This is a genomic window from Pseudoduganella sp. UC29_106, from assembly GCF_044055365.1.
Lineage (GTDB): Bacteria > Pseudomonadota > Gammaproteobacteria > Burkholderiales > Burkholderiaceae_D > Rugamonas.
This window is the reverse complement of sequence record NZ_CP171977.1, coordinates 289982-307533: the sequence shown is the minus strand read 5'-3', so window position 1 is coordinate 307533 and position 17552 is coordinate 289982. Positions and strand designations below refer to the sequence as shown.

Genomic DNA, 17552 nt, shown 5'->3' with positions numbered 1-17552 from the left:
AACGTTATGCAAAAGACCACTAACCCGGGGCGCTGCCAATGAAACAGCTGGTGCTTGACCTGGGCGCGGAGCCGGTGCACACCCTGGAATCCTTCGAGGTGGGCCGCAATGCCGAGGTAGCTGCGCTGATGCGCCAGTTCGCCGAGCGCACTTCGCGCGAGCATTTTGCCTATCTGTGGGGGGAAATCGGCGCAGGCAAGTCGCACCTGCTGAAGGCGCTCGCCTCGACCGAGCGCGCCCGCTATATTTCCCCGTTTTCGATCGAATCCGAGTTTGTGTACTCGCCGGACGTGGACCTCTACCTGCTGGACGACTGCGAAAAGCTGTCGCCGGTAGCCCAGATCGACGCCTTCGCCCTGTTCAATGAAATCCGCGCCAACAACGCCTTCATGGTGTGCAGCGGCGCCGTGCCGCCGGCCGTGCTGCCGGTGCGCGAGGATTTGCGTACCCGCATGGGCTGGGGCCTGATCTACCAGCTGCACGGCCTGACGGACGAAGAGAAGGTGGCCGCCCTGAGCCAGGCAGCCGCCGCCCGTGGCTTGACCTTGTCTCCGGCGCGTTACCCTACTTGCTGTCCCATTTTCAGCGGGACATGCGCTCGCTGTCTTCGATGCTGGACTCGCTCGACCAGTATTCCCTCGAAACCCAACGACCGATCACCCTGCCGCTGCTGCGCGAATGGCTGCAGGCGGAAGCGAAAGAATAATGAAGCTCGCCTTATTTGACCTCGACCACACCCTGCTGCCCATCGATTCCGATTACGAATGGGGCAAGTTCCTGTGCCGCCTGGGCGCGGTGGACGTGGAGGCGTTCCGTCGCCGTAACGATGAATTCTTCGCCCAGTACCAGGCCGGAACCCTGGACCCGGTGGAATACCTGGAATTCTCGCCGGGCACCCTGGCTGCCTTCGAGCCGCAGCGCCTGGCCGAACTGCAGCAGCAGTTCATGCAGGAAGTGGTGATGCCGAACATTCTGCCATCGGCCCGCGCCGTGCTGCAGAAACACCTGGACGCAGGCGACCTGGTTGCCATCGTTACCGCTACCAACCACTTCGTGACGGCGCCGATCGCCAAAGCCTTCGGCGTGGAGCACCTGATTGCCGCCATGCCCGAGCGCGATGCGCAAGGCCGCATCACCGGCAAGCTGCAAGGCACGCCGACCCAGGGCGAGGGCAAGATCATGCACACCAAGGCCTGGCTGGAGACGATGGGCCACACCCTGGACAGCTTCGAGAGCGTGCACTTCTACAGCGATTCGCACAACGACCTGCCGCTGCTGTCCATCGTCAGCCACCCGATTGCGACCAACCCCAACGCCACGCTGAGCAAACACGCCGAGGCAAAAGGCTGGGCTTTACTCCATCTGTTCAATGATTAAGAAATTCATCCGCAAAATACTGGGCGTCAAAGGCAAGGCCGGACGCAATACCAGCGAGCCCGTTGTGCTGGGGTCGAAAGACCACGGCATCGACCAGAAGCTGCTGTCTTCCAACGCCATCCGCGTCACCAGCACCCTGCAGGAAGCGGGCTTCCAGGCCTTCGTCGTGGGCGGCGCCGTGCGCGACCTGCTGCTGGGCGTGAAGCCGAAGGATTTCGACATCGCCACCAATGCCACGCCGGAGCAGGTGAAGCGCCTGTTCCGCCGCGCCTTCATCATCGGCAAGCGCTTCCAGATCGTGCACGTGATGTTCGGCCAGGACCTGCTGGAAGTGACCACCTTCCGCGGCACCGCGATGGACAACGCGCCGCGCGACGAACATGGCCGCGTGCTGCGCGATAACACTTTCGGCACCCAAGCGGAAGATGCGGCGCGCCGCGACTTCACCGTCAACGCCATGTACTACAACCCGGCCACCGAAGAAGTGCTGGACTACCACGGCGGCATCGAGGATATCCGCTCCAAGACCCTGCGCATCATCGGTCAGCCGGGAAGCGCGCTACCGCGAAGACCCGGTGCGCATGCTGCGCGTGGTGCGTTTCGCGGCCAAGCTGAAGTTCGATATCGAGCCGACCACCGCCGAACCGATTTCCGTGATGGCGCCGCTGATCAACAATGTGCCTGCCGCACGCGTGTTCGACGAGATGCTGAAGCTGCTGATGTCCGGCCAGGCGCTGGCCTGCCTGCAGCAGCTGCGCAAGGAAGGCCTGCACCACGGCCTGCTGCCGATGCTGGACGTGGTGCTGGAGCAGCCGCTGGGCACCAAGTTCGTGACCCTGGCGCTGGACGCCACCGACCGCCGCATCCTGTCCGGCAAGACCGTGTCGCCGGGCTTCCTGTTCGCTTCCCTGCTGTGGCACCAGGTGCTGGAGAAGTGGCAGGCTTACCAGGCCGCCGGCGAATTCCCTATCCCCGCCCTGCACCTGGCGGCGGACGAAGTGCTGGAATCGCAGACCGAGAAACTGGCCCTGCAGCGCAAGATCGGTTCGGACATGCGCGACATCTGGGCCATGCAGCCGCGCTTCGAGCGCCGCAGCGGCAAGAATCCTTACAAGCTGCTGGAACACCTGCGCTTCCGCGCCGGCTACGACTTCCTGCTGCTGCGCTGCGCGTCCGGGCGAGATCGACGCGGAGCTGGGCGACTGGTGGACTGCCTTCTATGAGGGCGATGAAGTGATGCGCGCCGAGCTGGTGTCCTCGGCCGGCAACGCCGCCGCCGGCGCCAAGCGCAAGCGCCCGCCGCGCCGCGGCACGCGCCACAAGGAAGGCCTCGAAGGCATTGAGGAACACGCCTCGGCCGAAACGGCAGCCGAAGGCAATGTCCCGGAAACCGGCGAAGAAGGCGAGGACGATTTCGACATGCCTGCCAGCGACGACAGCGGCGCCCCGCGCCGCCGCCGCCGCCGTCCCCGCCGCGGCAAGCGCGGTGGCAGCGCAGCTTCTGCCCCCAACGAAGCGTAGGGCGGATCATTGATCCGCCGCATATCCGCCATGAACGTCACTGCATATATCGGCATCGGCGCCAACCTCGGCGACGCCCGCGCCAACGTGGCAGATGCGATCGAAATGCTGCGCCAGCTGCACGACAGCACGCTGGCCGGCGTCTCCTGCCTGTACAGGACAGCCCCCATCGATTCCAGCGGCGACGACTACATCAACGCCGTCGCCCGCCTGCAAACGGCACTGGAACCGGAAGCGCTGCTGCAGGCGCTGCACGGCATCGAGCAGGCCCATGGCCGCCAGCGCCCCTATCGCAACGCGCCGCGCACGCTGGACCTCGACCTGCTGCTGTACGGCGAGCAGGTCATCAACTCGCCCACACTGACGGTGCCCCACCCCGCGCCTGACGGAGCGCGCCTTCGTGCTGGCGCCCCTGCTCGAACTCGAACCACACATTGAAGTACCGGGCCTTGGGCCCGCCGCCGCCTTCACGCCGCGCGTGGCAGACCAGGCGATCACCAAAATCACATCATGACCACCTTCCTCCTGCTTTCACTCTCGAACATCTTCATGACGATCGCCTGGTACTGGCACCTGAAAGGCGGCATGACCAAGCCGCTCTATCACGTGATCCTGATCAGCTGGGGTATCGCCTTCGTCGAGTACTGCATGGCCGTTCCCGCCAACCGCATCGGCTTCGCCAGCGGCTGGAGCGCCGGCCAGCTGAAGGTGACGCAGGAAGCCATCGCCCTCATCGTGTTCGGCATCTTCATGGTGACTGTGCTGGGCGAGCCGCTGACCTGGCGCCACCTGGGCGCCTTCTTCAGCATCATGGCTGCCGTGGCCTTCCTGTTTGTCGGAAAATAATCAGCGCACGAAGGCCTGGAGCAGCCGGTTGAACGCCGCCGCGTGGGTGACGTTCATACCATGCGAGGCGCCGGCAACGGTTTGCGTTTGCGCGGATTCGATCCACTCCGCCAGCCGTTCCACGTTATCGTGATACATACGCGGGCTCTTTTGGCCCGCGATCAGCAAGGTCCTGCATTTAATTTCACCCGCAGCCTCGCGCGAATACGCCGGCAGCGGATCACGGAACTGCTTGGGCAGCGTGGAAGCGTTATCGAGCGCCATGGTGCGGAAAGTGGAAGGGCTCTTGCGCCAGATGCCGGGCATGCTGACCGAATCCACAAAGAGTTCAATTCCGGCCTCAATCTCACGGTTTTCAATCAGCTCCGCGACTTGTGCGCGCAGGGTCTCGGTCGCAGCCGGCAGCGACGCCTCGGGGGTTCCATCGATTTGCAGGGGGCCGCCAGGATCGGCCAGCGTGAGCGATTTCACAAGGTGCGGATACTCGCGCGCCAGTTGGAACGCCACGCATCCACCGCGCGAGTGCCCCACCAGGTGCACCGGTCCCACGTCCATTGCGGCGATGAACTCCGCGAGTTCGGCAACGTGGTTCTTCCAGCTGAACTCTCCCAGGGCGCGGCCGTCGCCGCCAGGCCAGTAATGGCCAAGGCTCATCGAAACGCAGTAGAAGTCCTTTGCCAGAACGCCAATCTGGCTGTCCCAATAACGGAAGTCGCACAGCGAGCCATGCACAAAGAACAGCGGTTCGCCCGAACCACTGGCCACGTACGGCACACGAATGCCGGACGACAGCGTGGCAAAGTACAGCTCCGGGGATGCGAAGATGGATGGATCGGTGCGTGCGTTCATGAGTGGCCTCCTTTCCGATACTATGCCCGACGTGTTAGCCTAAGAAAATCGCATAATATTGATCGTATCTATCTGATTTTCTGATACCTATGAAAGCACTCGACCTGGATGTCCTGGCCATGATGGTGGCCGTGGCCGATACCGGCAACATCAGCCGCGCCGCCGAAATCGTGCATCGCTCGCAATCGGCCGTGAGCATGCAGATCAAGACGCTGGAAACGGCGCTCGGCAAGCCGCTGTTCGTGCGCGGGCCGCGCAGCGTGACGCCAACCCAGGATGGCGAAGTGCTGCGACGTATGCGCGGCGCATGCTGGCGCTGCGCGATGAGGCGTGGGCCGCTGTGGTGCGGCCCGATATCACAGGGCGTGTGGTCATTGGCGTGCCGGATGACTATGCGTATTCGCTGCTGCCGTCGATCCTGAAGAAGTTTTCGGCCACCTACCCGAAGGTGGAAATCCAGGTGGTGGGGTTGCCTAGCGTGGCGCTGGCGCCGATGGTCAAGGATGGCTCGGTCGACCTGGTCTGCGCCACGCGCGTGAAGGGACTCTCGGGAGAATTCATCCGCTTCGAACCGATGGTGTGGGCCGCAACGCCCAGCGCGAAGAATATCTGGAAAGAGCGGCCCTTGCCGATTGCCGTCTTCCTGCCCGGCAGCGTGGCGCGCGAAAACGCGATCCGCAGCCTGGAAAAGGCAAAGATCCCCTATCGCACCTCGTATGAGAGCCCGAGCTTGATGGGGCTACTGAGCATGGTCGAAGCAGGACTCGCCGTGGCGCCGCTGGCGCGCTGCGCGGTTCCGTCGCACCTCGCCCTGCTCGGCCAGGCGCAGGGCCTGCCGGAAATCGATGCGCTGGAAGTCATCCTCGCGCGCAGCACCAAGTCGAAGCGGCCGCCGTGCGACTTCCTCGCCGAAAAGATCATGGCGGAATTGCGGCGCTGACAAGCAATTTAAAATAAAGCGCTTACAATACGCTTTTTATTTCGAGGACATACCATGTCTGGTTATTTGCAAGGAAACGATATGGCTGGTTCGGCCCCCGCTCCGGCGCCCGCCAGCAGCGGCACGCCTGCCCCGGCGAAAGCCGTGCCGACCAAGGCCGTTACGATTCCGACGCTGAATGCGCTGCGCGCAGCCGGCGAAAAGATCACCATGCTGACCTGCTACGACTCCAGCTTCGCCACGCTGATGGATAACTGCGGCGTCGAAGTGCTGCTGATCGGCGATTCGCTGGGCATGGTATGCAATGGCTTTACGTCCACCCTGCCGGTCACCGTGCAGGATGTCGCCTATCACACCGCCGCCGTGGCGCGCGGCACGAAGTCGGCGATGATCGTGGCGGACATGCCTTTCGGTTCCTACGGCACGCCGCAGCAGGCTTTCGACAATGCGGTCAAGCTGATGCAGGCCGGCGCGCATATGGTGAAGATCGAAGGCGGGGCCTGGGTCGCGGACACCGTGCGTTTCCTGGTTGATCGTTCGGTTCCCGTCTGCGCCCACCTGGGCCTGACCCCGCAGTCCGTGCACTCGCTGGGCGGCTACAAGGTGCAGGGCAAGACCGTGGAAAGCGCGGACCTGCTGAAGGCGGATGCGCTGAAGCTGCAGGCGGCCGGTGCGTCCATGGTCGTGCTGGAGGCGATTCCGACAGCGCTGGGCAAGGAAGTCACCGACTTGCTGGCCATGCCGACCATCGGCATCGGCGCCGGACCCGATTGCTCGGGACAGGTGCTGGTGATGCACGATATGCTGGGCGTGTTCCCAGGCCGTAAGGCGCGCTTCGTGAAGAATTTCATGGAGGGGCAGACCAGTATTGGCGCGGCGGTCAGCGCGTATGTGGCGGCTGTCAAGGACGGCAGCTTCCCGGCTATCGAACACTGCTTCTAACGGCACACACGGCGGATCAATGATCCGCCCTACGCACTGCGGTTCAGACACGGCGCGTAGGTCGGATCATTGATCCGACGTGGTTGCGCCGCTAACGGCCTAAATCTGAATCCACGTCGTTTTCAATTCGGTGTACTTGTCGAACGCGTGCAATGACTTGTCGCGGCCATTGCCCGACTGCTTGTACCCGCCGAACGGCACGGTGATATCGTCCCCATCGTACTGGTTGACGTGCACCGTGCCCGCCCGCAAGGCGCGGGCGGTCTTCACGGCCTTACTCAGGTCCGCAGTCCACACCGCCGCGTGCAAGCCGTAAGGCGTGGCATTCGCCTGCCGCACCGCCTCATCGAGATCGCTGAAACTGAGCACCGACAGCACCGGTCCAAAAATCTCCTCCCGCGCAATCTTCATGTCATTGCGCACGCCGTCGAACAGCGTCGGCTCGACATAGAACCCGCCGGTAGAGGTGCGTGCCGCATTGCCGCCGACCAGCAGCTTCGCCCCCTCCTCCTTGCCCGACTCGATATAGCCCATCACCGTCTTCATCTGGATGCCGTCCACGATCGCGCCCATTACCGTGTCCGGGTCGAGCGGATCGCCCGGTGCATAGTCCGGCACCATCTTCAGCGCACGCGCCAGGAACTCCTCGCGAATCGATTCCTCGACAAACAGGCGTGAAGGTGCATTGCAACTCTCGCCCTGGTTGAAATAGATCGAGCCCACGGCCGCCGACACCGCCGCATCCAGGTCCGGACAATCCGCGCAAACGATATTGGCCGATTTGCCGCCCAGCTCCGTCCATGCCCGTTTCAGGTTCGACTGCCCCGCCATCTGCATGATCAGCTTGCCCGTGCGGGTGGAGCCGGTAAAGCCGATGCAATCCACATCCATATGCAAGGCCAGTGCGGAGCCGGCCTCATTGCCGAAGCCCGGCAGAACGTTGAACACGCCGGCCGGGATGCCCGCTTCCATCGCCAGTTCCGCCATGCGCAGCGCCGTCAAAGGCGATTTCTCGGACGGCTTCAGGATCACGCTATTGCCCGCCGCGAGCGCCGGTGCGATCTTCCAAGCCGTCATCAGCATCGGATAGTTCCACGGCACCACGGCCGCGACCACGCCCACCGGCTCGCGCGTGATCAGCGCCAGGCTGTGGGCCGGCGTCGGCGCGATCTCGCCATACACCTTGTCGATCGCCTCGCCGTACCAGCGTATGCAATTGGCGGCAAGTGGCACGTCCACCGACTGGCTGTACTTGACCGGCTTGCCCATGTCCAGCGTTTCGAGCAGGGCCAGCTCCTCGAGGTTCTGCATCATCAGCTCGGCAAAGCGCTGCAGGATCTTCTTGCGCTGCGCCGGCGCCTTGCGCGCCCAGCGACCGTCCTCGAAAGCCGCGCGGGCCTTGGACACCGCCAGGTCCACATCCCCGGCTTCGCAGCGCGCCACCTGCGCCAGGTAGCGGCCATCGATGGGCGACAGATTGTCGAACTTGCGGCCGCCCACCGCCCAGGTGCGCTCACCGTTGATGAAGGCGCGTCCATCGATGCTCAGGCGGATGGCGCGGTCGTGCCAGTCGATTTTCTCCATGCTCACTCCTTGACCCAGCCGCGTTCGCGCAAGTCCGCATACGTGAGGTCGAGGCAGTGGCGGATAAGGGCCACCATCTCGTCGATCTGCGGACGCGTCATCACCAGCGGCGGTGCGATGATCATGCGGTCGCCCACGGCGCGCATGATCATGCCGTTATTGAACATATGGCCGCGGCACACCATGCCCACGGCTTTCTCCGGTTCGAACCATTCGTGCTGGTGCAGCGTGGCTCCCTTCCTGCGCACCAGGTTCAGGCCCGCGACGAAGCCGCAGCTGTTGGTAAAGCCCACCAGCGGGTGGTTGTCCAGCGAGGCGAAGCGGCTGGCCAGGTAAGGCCCCGTATCCTCGGCCACGCGCTGCACCAGGCGCTCGTCCTGCACGATGCGGATCGACTCCAGCGCCGCGGCACAGGCCACAGGATGGCCGGAGTAAGTGAAGCCATGCTGGAATTCGCCGCCCTGCCCTACCAGCACATCGGCCACGCGCTGGCCCACCAGTACACCGCCCAGCGGCACATAGCCCGAGGTCACGCCCTTCGCGAAGGTGATCAGGTCCGGCCGGATGCCGACCAGCTCGGATGCGAACATGCGGCCCGTGCGGCCAAAGCCCGTGATCACTTCATCCGCGATCAGCAGGATGCCGTACTTGTCGCAGATGCGCTGGATCTCCGGCCAGTAAGTGCTGGGCGGGATTACCACGCCGCCCGCGCCCTGTATCGGCTCGCCGATGAAGGCCGCCACACGGTCAGCACCCACTTCATGGATCTTCGTCTCCAGCCACGAGGCGGCGCGGATGCCGAACTGTTCCTCCGTCATGCCGCGCCCGGCGGACAGGTAATCGGGCTGGCCGATATGCACGATGCCGGGAATCGGCAGGCCGCCCTGCGCGTGCATGCCTTCCATGCCGCCCAGCGAGGCGCCCGCCATCGTGCTGCCGTGATAGGCGTTGTGGCGGCTGATGATGACGTCGCGCTGCGGCTGACCCAGTACGTCCCAGTAGCGGCGCACCATGCGCACATTGGTGTCGTTCGCCTCCGAGCCGGAACCGGTGTAGAACACGTGTTTGAAACCGGGCGGCGCAATCTCCGCCAGCTTCGCCGCGAGCGTGACCGCGGGCAGGTTGGTGGTGTTGAAGAAGCTGTTATAGAAGGGCAGCGTTTCCATCTGCTCGTACACGGCCTTGGCGATGCTGGTGCGCCCGTAGCCCGTGTTCACGCACCACAGGCCGGACATCCCGTCCAGCAGCTTCTTTCCCTCCGAGTCCCACAGGTAAATGCCTTCGCCGCGTACGATAACGCGCACGCCCTTCTCGCCCAGCGCCTTGTGGTCGGTGAAGGGATGCAGGTAGTGCGCATGGTCCCTGGCCTGGATGTCAGCGGTTTCCATGGCGCCCTCCTCAAACGTGCAGCAGCAGGTGTTCGCGTTCCCAGGGGCTGATCACCGTCATGAATTCCTGGTGCTCAAGTTCCTTGATCGCTGCGTAGACATCGATGAAGCGCTCGCCCAGCACCGTATGCAGCCGGGGTTCGGCGCGCAGCAGCTTCAGCGCGTCCGGCAAGCCTTGCGGCAATTCGTACTTCAGCTCATACGCGCTGCCGGTGGTGATGGGCGAAGGCTCCTGGTGTTCGGTCATTCCAAGGTAGCCGCAGGCCAGAGTGACTGCCAGCGCCAGGTAGGGATTCGCATCCCGCACCGATAATGCGGTTCTCGATGCGGCGGTCCTGCACGCCCGACTCGGGGATGCGGAAGCCCACGGTGCGGTTGTCCACGCCCCACTGGATGTTGATCGGCGCGGCAGTGTGGCGCACCAGGCGCCGGTAGGAATTCACATAGGGCGCCACGATCGCCATAGCGGATGGCATGTAGCGTTGCAAGCCGCCGATGTAGTTCTTGAACAGCGGCGAGGGCGAACCATCCTCATTGCTGAAGATGTTCAGGCCCGTCTTCGCATCGACCACGCTCTGGTGGATGTGCATGGCCGATCCCGGCTCGCCGGCCATCGGCTTGGCCATGAAGGTTGCGTACATATGGTGCTTCAGCGCGGCCTCACGCAAGGTGCGCTTGAAGAAGAACACCTTGTCCGCCAGGCCCAGCGGCTCGCCGTGCAGGAAGTTGATTTCCATCTGGCCGGCGCCGATCTCGTGGATCAGCGTATCGACGTCGAGGCCCATCATGTCGCAGTAATCGTAGATATCCTCGAACAGCGGGTCGAACTCGTTGACCGCATCGATGCTGTACACCTGGCGGCTGGTTTCGGCGCGGCCGCTGCGGCCGATGGGCGCTTTCAGCGGCAGGTCCGGATCGGAATTCTTGTCCGTCAGGTAGAACTCCAGTTCCGGCGCCACGATGGGCTTCCAGCCTTTGTCCTCATACAGTTTCAGCACGCGGCGCAGCACCGTGCGCGGCGCGAAATCGACCAGGCGGCCGTCGGCGAAGTGACAGTCGTGGATCACCTGCGCGGTAGGATCGGCGGCCCAGGGCACCATCGTGATCGTGGTGGGGTCGGCCTTCAGGATCATGTCGCGGTCGATGGAGGAAATCGCGCGGTAGTAGGCGTCGTCCTCGGTGGGCGTGTTGCCGGTTACTGTCATGCCGAGCACAATCTCCGGGATGCGCATGCCCCGGTCTTCCGTGAATTTGCCGCGCGGGAGAATTTTCCCCCGTGCGACGCCGGTCAGGTCCGGCACCAGGCATTCGATTTCCGTGACCCGCTTTTCATTGAGCCACTCTTCCATGTCGGTGTAAGTAAAGTTCTCGCGAATTGCCATAGCTTCCTCTCTGTTTGTTGAAATTCTGGACTGCCGCAGAGAGGGGCCGCTAAGGGATGCGGTCGCGATGCACACGGCACGCCAGGCCGAATGCGCTGAACAGCTTCATGGAAACCGGGTTGTCGGCAACGCGCCATTCGGGATGCCACTGCACGGCCAGCGTAAAGCCGGGCGAGTTGGCGACGGCATAGGCTTCCACCAGGCCGTCGTCGGAACGCGCTTCGACCAGCAGGCCGGGAGCCAGCTGGTCGATGCCCTGCCCGTGCAGGGAGTTCACCTGGATTTCGCTCTCGCCGTCGAGAATGTAGTGCAAACGTCCGCCCTTCTCGAGCATTACGCGGTGCGCCTCAGCATATTGCTGCTCCAACGATTCGCGCTTGTTTTCGCGGTGGTCCAGCATGCCGGCCACTTCGTGCACGGCCTGGTGCAGCGTGCCGCCGAGGGCCACGTTCACTTCCTGGAAGCCGCGGCAGATTGCGAACAGGGGCACGCCCTTGTCCACGGCGGCGCGAATCAAGGGCAGCGTGGTTGCATCGCGTGCGGGATCGAGGGGCAGCGAGGGATCGAGCAAATCCTGCCCATAGTAGCGCGCATGCAGATTGGATGCCGCACCGGTGAGCATCAGGCCATCGGCCATGGCCAGCAGTGCATCGACATCCGTATTGTCGCCAAGCGGCGGCACGAGCAGCGGCTGGCAGCGCGCTCCCACTACGACCGCGTCCACATATTTGTTCTGAGCGGCATAGTAGGGGTGCGAACCAATCTGATGGCTGCAGGCGGGGACCAGTACGATGGGGCGGCGCATATTAGTTTTATCTCAATATTTTGCACTTCGATCATATGCCCAAATTGAAACATCCGCAACCGCGCGTCCCGGATTGTGCTCAAGGCAAGGTTGCAAGCTTCTCGCTATACTTGGTGGATTCAGAAAGGGGGCGATATGCTGACTTTGAAAGATCCCACCCTGCTGCGCCAGCAGGCCTATATCAACGGCCAGTGGTGCGATGCCGAAAGCGGCGAAACCATTGCCGTCGTCAATCCCGCGACCGGAGAACGGATCGGTACCGTGCCGAAGATGGGCGAAGCCGAGACGCGGCGCGCCATCGAAGCGGCCAACGCCGCATGGTCCGCCTGGCGCAGGAAGACCGCCAAGGAGCGCGCTTCCGTCCTGCGCAAGTGGAATGACCTGATGCTGGAGAACGCGGACGACCTGGCGCTGCTGATGACGGCCGAACAGGGCAAGCCGCTGGCCGAGTCCAAGGGCGAAATCGCCTATGCGGCGTCATTCATCGAATGGTTCGGCGAGGAAGCCAAGCGCATCGCGGGCGAAACCTTGCAGTCGCCCTGGCCGGACAAGCGCATCGTGCTCACGCGCGAGCCGATCGGCGTCTGCGCGGCCATCACGCCCTGGAACTTCCCGGCGGCGATGATCACGCGCAAGGCCGGCCCCGCGCTTGCCGCAGGCTGCCCCATGGTGCTCAAGCCCGCCGAACTGACGCCCTTCTCCGCACTGGCGCTGGCCGTGCTGGCTGAACGCTCAGGCATTCCCGCCGGCGTGTTCAGCGTGGTGACGGGCGATGCGAAGGCCATCGGCAAGGAGATGACCTCCAACCCCATTGTGCGCAAGCTGACCTTTACCGGCTCGACCGCCGTGGGCCGCCTGCTGATGGAACAGTGCGCGCCGACGATCAAGAAGGTTTCGCTGGAACTGGGCGGCAATGCGCCCTTCATCGTGTTCGACGATGCGGACCTGGATGCCGCCGTGGAAGGCGCGATCGCGTCCAAGTACCGCAACGCTGGCCAGACCTGCGTGTGCGCGAACCGCATCTATGTGCAGGACGGGATCTATGATGCCTTCTCGGCCAGGCTGGTGGAAGCGGTACGCAAGCTCAAGGTCGGCAACGGCGTTGACGCCGATGTTACGCAAGGGCCGCTGATCGAAGAAAAAGCCGTGCAGAAGGTGGAAGAGCATGTGGCCGATGCGCTGGGCAAGGGTGCGCGCCTGCTGCTGGGCGGCCAACGCCATGAACTGGGCCACAGCTTCTTCCAGCCGACCGTGCTGGCGGATGTGAATGCAGACATGCTGGTGGCGCACGAGGAAACCTTCGGCCCGGTGGCGCCGCTGTTCCGCTTTAAAACCGATGACGAAGCCGTGTCCCTCGCCAACTCAACGGAGTTCGGCCTGGCCGCCTACTTCTATTCGCGCGATATCGGCCGCATCTGGCGCGTGGCCGAAGGCATCGAAAGCGGCATGGTCGGCGTGAACACGGGCCTGATCTCGAACGAGATCGCGCCGTTCGGCGGCGTGAAGCAGTCCGGCATCGGCCGGGAAGGCTCCACGCACGGCATGGACGATTACCTCGTCATCAAGTACATCTGCCTGGGCGGCATCGACCGCTAAGCCTCTTCCTCTTCCGTGACCCGGGTCAGCAGCAGGAGCTGCTTGATCTCGGGCACGCAGCTGCCGCAATTGCCGCCCGCCTTCACGCAGGCGGTGACTTCGGCGGCGGTCTTCAGCCCGTTGTCCTTGATCGCCTTGCAGATCGTGTTGCGGCCCACGCCGAAGCAGGAGCAGACGGTGGGGCCGGTATCCGCGCCTTGTGCGATCGCGCGTCCCGCCAGCACGGCGGCGCGGTCGGAGGCTTCCAGCTGCTCCTGTGCGAACAGGCCGGAGAGCCAGCCGCGCGCCGGCAGGTCGAGGCGCGGCGAGATGAAGATGCATTGCTCGATGCGGTCGTTCACCAGGTGCACGGCGCGGTAAACGCCTTCGCTCTTGTCCGCGTATTCGAGCCAGTCGGGATCATCGTCCGTTACGCCCAGCAGCTGGCGCGCCCAGTGGCCGAAGTCTTCTATATTGTTGCGGCCTGCCAGTTCGTAGCGGGCGAAGTCCTTGCCCTGCACGCGGGTCCAGTAAGCCAGGCTGTCCAGCTCCAGGTTGGTGCGGCTCAGCACGAAGCCGTGCCATTTCACTGGGAAGCGGTCGATGCGCACCGGCGTATGCTTGAATTCGGGTTCGCCGGACACGGGGTCCACCACCGGGTTGACCAGGGCGCCGACGCGCGCGTCCGACGCGGTCTGGTTGTTCCAGTGAATGGGAATGAAGGCGCTGCCGCGGGCGATGCCGCCACCGTGCTGCACGCGGGCGATCATGCTGCCCCAGTGGCTGGAGATGCGGGCCAGTTCACCTTCCTTCACGCCGCACAGCAGGGCGTCCTGCGGGTGCATGTCGACGAAGGATTCCGAGATGTGGTCGCCCAGCTTGGGCGCACGGCCGGTGCGGGTCATCGTGTGCCACTGGTCGCGGACGCGGCCGGTGTTCAGGGCGAGCGGGAAGTCCTCGTCCAGCGCGTTGCCGGGGGTACGCGGGGGCGTGGGGACGAAGCGCGCCTTGCCGTCGGCATGCCAGAAGCGGCCGTCAGCGAAGGGGCGCGCGGCGGGCGACGGCCCTGCGGCGCTGGCGGACAGGCCGCCGTACTGCGACGTGGGCCGGATGGGGAAGACGGGCCACTGCGTGGGCGGCAGCGCATCGTAAGCGGTGGCGTCGAGTGCTGCGAGGCCGCCGATGTTGAAGGCGCGCGGGATGGCGGCAGCGTCATTGCGCCAGGCGCTGAGGGCCGCGTGCTCGACGAAGATGTCGCGCGCGCTGCTGAAGTCGAAGCCGGAATAGCCCAGGCGCTGCGCGAACTGCGACAGGATCAGCCAGTCCGGACGCGCCTCGCCCGGCGCCGGCAGGAAGGCGCGCTGGCGCGAGATGCGGCGCTCGGAATTGGTGACGGTGCCATCCTTCTCGCCCCAGGCCAGCGCCGGCAGCAGCACGTGTGCGTGGGCGTTGGTGTCGGTGGCCAGCACCACGTCGGAGGAGACCACCAGCTCGCACTTACCCAGCGCGCGCCGCACCTGGTCCGCGTTCGGCAGGCTGACGACAGGATTGGTGGCAATCACCCACACAGCCTTCACGCGGCCCGCCTCGATGGCGTTGAACAGGTCCACCGCCTTCAGGCCCATGGAAGAAGCGATGCGCGGCGACTCCCAGAAGCTTTGCACGGCATCACGATGCCCGGCCTTGTCCAGATCCATGTGCGCGGCCAGCATGTTGGCCAGGCCGCCCACTTCGCGCCCGCCCATCGCATTCGGCTGCCCCGTGATCGAGAACGGCCCCATGCCCGGCTTGCCGATACGGCCGCCGATCAGGTGGCAGTTGATGATGCTGTTCACCTTGTCCGTACCGGCGCCCGACTGGTTCACGCCCATCGAGAAACCCGTGATCACACGCGCCGTGGCTGCGAAGGACTGGTAGAAATCCATCAGGTCATGCAGGTTCACGCGGCAAACGCGCGCCACTTCCTCCGGCGTCAGCGCGGCGGCGGCCAGCGCATCGGCCAGGCCGTTGGTGTGCGCAGCGACAAATTCCGGATCGACCGCGCCGATGCCCGACAGGTAATTCAGCAGGCCATTGAACAGCCACACATCCGTGCCCGGCTTCACGGGCAGGTGCAGGTCGGCCAGTTCGCAGGTCGCGGTGCGGCGCGGATCGATCACGACGATCTTCATTTCCGGCCGCGCTTCCTTCGCGCGCGTCAGGCGCTGGAACAGAATGGGATGGCACCAGGCCAGGTTGGAGCCGACCAGGACGACCATGTCCGCCAGTTCCAGGTCATCGTAGTGCACGGGCACCACATCCTCGCCGAAGGCGCGCTTGTGCCCCGCCACGGCGGAGGACATGCACAGCCGCGAATTCGTGTCGATATTGGCGCTGCCCACATAGCCCTTCATCAGCTTGTTGGCGACGTAGTAGTCCTCGGTAAGCAGCTGGCCGGAAACATAGAATGCGACCGAATCCGGTCCGTGTTCCTCGACAATCGCCGCCCAGCGCGCAGCCACGTGATCCAGCGCCTCATCCCAGGAAGCCTGGCGCAGAGAACCGCCTGCGCCATCGCGCATCATCGGATGCAGCAGGCGTCCTTCAAGGCCGATGGTTTCGCCCAGTGCGGAACCCTTCACGCACAGGCGGCCGAAGTTGGCCGGATGCGCGGCATCGCCCGCGATGTCGAAACCGCCATCCTCGCGCGGCGTCGCCTTCACGCCGCAGCCAACGCCGCAATAGGCACAGGTAGTGCTGACCGACAGGTGTTCCTGGGAGAGATTCATGATGTCACGCAGCCTGGGCGCAGAGCGCCTGGCCAAACAAGAGTTGACTGCGCATAGCCGAAATATCGGTGCGCTTCTGGATCAGGTCGAAGTACCACGGGCCATCCTGCACGTCGCCATACAGCACGGCGCCCGCAATGCGGTTGCCGTTTAGGACCAGGCGCTTGTACACGCCGCGGCGCGGATCGCGCAGCACCAGGTCTTCGCTGCCCTCGCCGCCGATGAAATCGCCCACCGAGTACAAGTCCACACCCGTCACCTTCAGGCGGGTCGGCGAAGCCTGCTGCACATAGCGGCGTACGCCCGCGCCGGCCAGGTGGGCGCCGCACACGCGGGCCTGATCCCAGATCGGGGCCACGAGGCCGAAGGTGGCGCTGCGGTGCTGCACGCATTCGCCAACGGCGTACACGCGCGGGTCATAGGTTTGCAGCGTGTCGTCCACCACGATGGCGCGCTCGCAGTGCAGGCCGGCGGACTTTGCCAGCGCGATATTGGGGCGCACGCCGGCCGTCATCACCACCAGGTCGGCGGGAATTTCGCTGCCGTCGGCGAAGCGCACACCGGTCACGCGGTCGGTGCCGGTGATGGCCGCCGTCTGCGCGCCCAGCAGGAAGCGCAGGCCTTTTGCCTCCAGCGCCTTCTGCAGCAAAGCGGCAGCAGGCTTGTCCAGCTGCTGGTTCATCAGCGAGTCGGTGACGTGGACAACGGTGACTTCCATGCCCTGGCGCTGCAGGCCGTTGGCCGCTTCAAGGCCCAGCAGGCCGCCGCCAATGACAACGGCATGCTTGTGATTGCGCGCGGCTTGAAGCATGTCTTCCACGTCCTGGATGTCGCGGAAGGCCAGCACGCCAGGCAGTTCATGGCCGGGCACGGGAATGATGAAGGGCTTGGAACCGGTGGCCAGCAGCAGGCGGTCGTAGCGCACCTCCAGGCCGGAGCGCGCACGCACGGTGCGGCGCTTGCGGTCGATGTGCTCGACCGGGTCGCCGGCGTGCAGGGTGATGCCGTTCTGCTGGTACCACTCGCGGGTATGCAGCATGATGTCGTCCACCGTCTTCTCGCCGGCCAGCACGGGCGAGAGCAGGATGCGGTTGTAGTTCCCGTGCGGCTCGGCGCCGAAGACCGTGATGTCGTACAGGTCGGGGGCCAGCTTGAGCAGCTCCTCAACCGTGCGCATCCCGGCCATGCCATTGCCGACGACGACCAGCGACGGCTTCATGCCCCGACCCAGACCTTTCCGCCATCGATGCGCGCCGGCCAGGTCGACACCGAATGCTCAGGCGCTTCCAGGCACTCGCCGGTCTGCAGGTCGAAATGGTGCTTGTAGATGGGCGAGGCAACCACGATGCGCTCGCCGAGGTTGCCCACCAGGCCGCGCGACAGCACGGAGGCTTCCGAGTTCGGGTCGTAGTTGCCGATCGCAAAAACGCGCGGCTCGCCCTGGTCGAGCAGGTGGAACACGGCCACCTGTTCGCCATTCAGCAGGGCGCAGACGCCGGTGTTGGGGACGATGTCATCGAGGCCGCAGATGGCGGTCCAGTTGCCGGTTTGGATATCGCGGTGCATGGTTGTTCT

The 17552-nt window shown here is 64.5% G+C and carries 11 protein-coding genes and 5 pseudogenes; 8 read left to right on the top strand and 8 right to left on the bottom strand.

The genetic code is table 11. The features are described 5' to 3' along the window. Positions 1 to 38 precede the first annotated feature (38 nt). From hda to ACHMW6_RS01800, 5 genes and pseudogenes are all read left to right on the top strand, one after another. Positions 39 to 706: pseudogene (hda, locus tag ACHMW6_RS01820) on the top strand (DnaA regulatory inactivator Hda). Then, entirely contained in the window at positions 706 to 1377 is a 672-nt protein-coding gene (locus ACHMW6_RS01815; RefSeq protein WP_395405062.1) for an HAD family hydrolase, read from the top strand. The pseudogene hda and the gene ACHMW6_RS01815 overlap by 1 nt, the downstream one beginning before the upstream one ends. Beyond that, a pseudogene (pcnB, locus tag ACHMW6_RS01810) lies at positions 1370 to 2898 on the top strand (polynucleotide adenylyltransferase PcnB). Before ACHMW6_RS01815 ends, pcnB begins: the two are co-directional and overlap by 8 nt. A gap of 30 nt (positions 2899 to 2928) precedes the next feature. Continuing rightward, positions 2929 to 3412: pseudogene (folK, locus tag ACHMW6_RS01805) on the top strand (2-amino-4-hydroxy-6-hydroxymethyldihydropteridine diphosphokinase). Continuing rightward, on the top strand, positions 3409 to 3744 hold the full coding sequence (locus ACHMW6_RS01800; protein WP_395405060.1) for a DMT family protein: 336 nt from the start codon (positions 3409 to 3411) through the stop codon (positions 3742 to 3744). Before folK ends, ACHMW6_RS01800 begins: the two are co-directional and overlap by 4 nt. On the opposite strand, the gene ACHMW6_RS01795 is transcribed toward ACHMW6_RS01800, so the two are convergent. Continuing rightward, on the bottom strand, positions 3745 to 4593 hold the full coding sequence (locus ACHMW6_RS01795; RefSeq protein WP_395405058.1) for an alpha/beta fold hydrolase: 849 nt from the start codon (positions 4591 to 4593) through the stop codon (positions 3745 to 3747). An 89-nt stretch (positions 4594 to 4682) separates the two neighbouring features. On the opposite strand from ACHMW6_RS01795, the pseudogene ACHMW6_RS01790 reads away from it, so the two are divergent. Further along, positions 4683 to 5533 (top strand): annotated as a pseudogene (locus ACHMW6_RS01790) (LysR family transcriptional regulator). Between the two features lie 81 nt (positions 5534 to 5614). After that, the gene (gene panB, locus ACHMW6_RS01785; protein ID WP_395405056.1) at positions 5615 to 6475 is read left to right on the top strand and encodes a 3-methyl-2-oxobutanoate hydroxymethyltransferase; all 861 of its coding nucleotides are present in this window, start codon (positions 5615 to 5617) and stop codon (positions 6473 to 6475) included. A 99-nt stretch (positions 6476 to 6574) separates the two neighbouring features. Here panB and ACHMW6_RS01780 read toward each other — a convergent pair whose 3' ends face one another. The 4 genes and pseudogenes from ACHMW6_RS01780 to ACHMW6_RS01765 form a co-directional block, all read right to left on the bottom strand. Then, positions 6575 to 8059 (bottom strand): aldehyde dehydrogenase, encoded by a 1485-nt coding sequence (locus ACHMW6_RS01780; protein WP_395405054.1) that lies wholly within the window; start codon positions 8057 to 8059, stop codon positions 6575 to 6577. A 2-nt stretch (positions 8060 to 8061) separates the two neighbouring features. Then, entirely contained in the window at positions 8062 to 9447 is a 1386-nt protein-coding gene (locus tag ACHMW6_RS01775; protein ID WP_395405052.1) for an aspartate aminotransferase family protein, read from the bottom strand. Between the two features lie 10 nt (positions 9448 to 9457). Then, positions 9458 to 10829: pseudogene (locus tag ACHMW6_RS01770) on the bottom strand (glutamine synthetase family protein). Between the two features lie 49 nt (positions 10830 to 10878). Further along, positions 10879 to 11634, bottom strand: coding sequence for a gamma-glutamyl-gamma-aminobutyrate hydrolase family protein (locus tag ACHMW6_RS01765; protein WP_395405050.1), 756 nt, complete (start codon positions 11632 to 11634; stop codon positions 10879 to 10881). 135 nt (positions 11635 to 11769) lie between these two features. Here ACHMW6_RS01765 and gabD point away from each other — a divergent pair, with 135 nt between their 5' ends. Next, positions 11770 to 13230 carry an NADP-dependent succinate-semialdehyde dehydrogenase gene (gene gabD / locus ACHMW6_RS01760; protein ID WP_395405048.1) on the top strand — a complete coding sequence of 487 codons (1461 nt, stop codon included), beginning with the start codon at positions 11770 to 11772 and terminating at the stop codon, positions 13228 to 13230. Here gabD and ACHMW6_RS01755 read toward each other — a convergent pair. The 3 genes from ACHMW6_RS01755 to nirD are packed head-to-tail and all read right to left on the bottom strand — an operon-like array spanning position 13227 to position 17543. Continuing rightward, positions 13227 to 15977 carry a molybdopterin-dependent oxidoreductase gene (locus ACHMW6_RS01755; protein WP_395405046.1) on the bottom strand — a complete coding sequence of 917 codons (2751 nt, stop codon included), beginning with the start codon at positions 15975 to 15977 and terminating at the stop codon, positions 13227 to 13229. The two genes, gabD and ACHMW6_RS01755, sit on opposite strands and share 4 nt — an antisense overlap. 4 nt (positions 15978 to 15981) lie before the next feature. Then, positions 15982 to 17196 (bottom strand): NAD(P)/FAD-dependent oxidoreductase, encoded by a 1215-nt coding sequence (locus ACHMW6_RS01750; protein WP_395405044.1) that lies wholly within the window; start codon positions 17194 to 17196, stop codon positions 15982 to 15984. Next, complete coding sequence (nirD, locus tag ACHMW6_RS01745; protein ID WP_395405042.1) at positions 17193 to 17543, bottom strand: nitrite reductase small subunit NirD; 351 nt, start codon at positions 17541 to 17543, stop codon at positions 17193 to 17195. Before nirD ends, ACHMW6_RS01750 begins: the two co-directional genes overlap by 4 nt. Positions 17544 to 17552: the final 9 nt, after the last annotated feature.

Bases quoted from the DNA above. Each gene is read 5' to 3' on its own strand.
- ACHMW6_RS01775 (WP_395405052.1), bottom strand. From the start codon at position 9,447: ATGGAAACCGCTGACATCCAGGCCAGGGACCATGCGCACTACCTGCAT.
- ACHMW6_RS01800 (WP_395405060.1), top strand. From the start codon at position 3,409: ATGACCACCTTCCTCCTGCTTTCACTCTCGAACATCTTCATGACGATC.
- ACHMW6_RS01755 (WP_395405046.1), bottom strand. From the start codon at position 15,977: ATGAATCTCTCCCAGGAACACCTGTCGGTCAGCACTACCTGTGCCTAT.
- nirD (WP_395405042.1), bottom strand. From the start codon at position 17,543: ATGCACCGCGATATCCAAACCGGCAACTGGACCGCCATCTGCGGCCTC.
- ACHMW6_RS01795 (WP_395405058.1), bottom strand. From the start codon at position 4,593: ATGAACGCACGCACCGATCCATCCATCTTCGCATCCCCGGAGCTGTAC.
- ACHMW6_RS01815 (WP_395405062.1), top strand. From the start codon at position 706: ATGAAGCTCGCCTTATTTGACCTCGACCACACCCTGCTGCCCATCGAT.
- panB (WP_395405056.1), top strand. From the start codon at position 5,615: ATGGCTGGTTCGGCCCCCGCTCCGGCGCCCGCCAGCAGCGGCACGCCT.
- ACHMW6_RS01765 (WP_395405050.1), bottom strand. From the start codon at position 11,634: ATGCGCCGCCCCATCGTACTGGTCCCCGCCTGCAGCCATCAGATTGGT.
- ACHMW6_RS01750 (WP_395405044.1), bottom strand. From the start codon at position 17,196: ATGAAGCCGTCGCTGGTCGTCGTCGGCAATGGCATGGCCGGGATGCGC.
- ACHMW6_RS01780 (WP_395405054.1), bottom strand. From the start codon at position 8,059: ATGGAGAAAATCGACTGGCACGACCGCGCCATCCGCCTGAGCATCGAT.
- gabD (WP_395405048.1), top strand. From the start codon at position 11,770: ATGCTGACTTTGAAAGATCCCACCCTGCTGCGCCAGCAGGCCTATATC.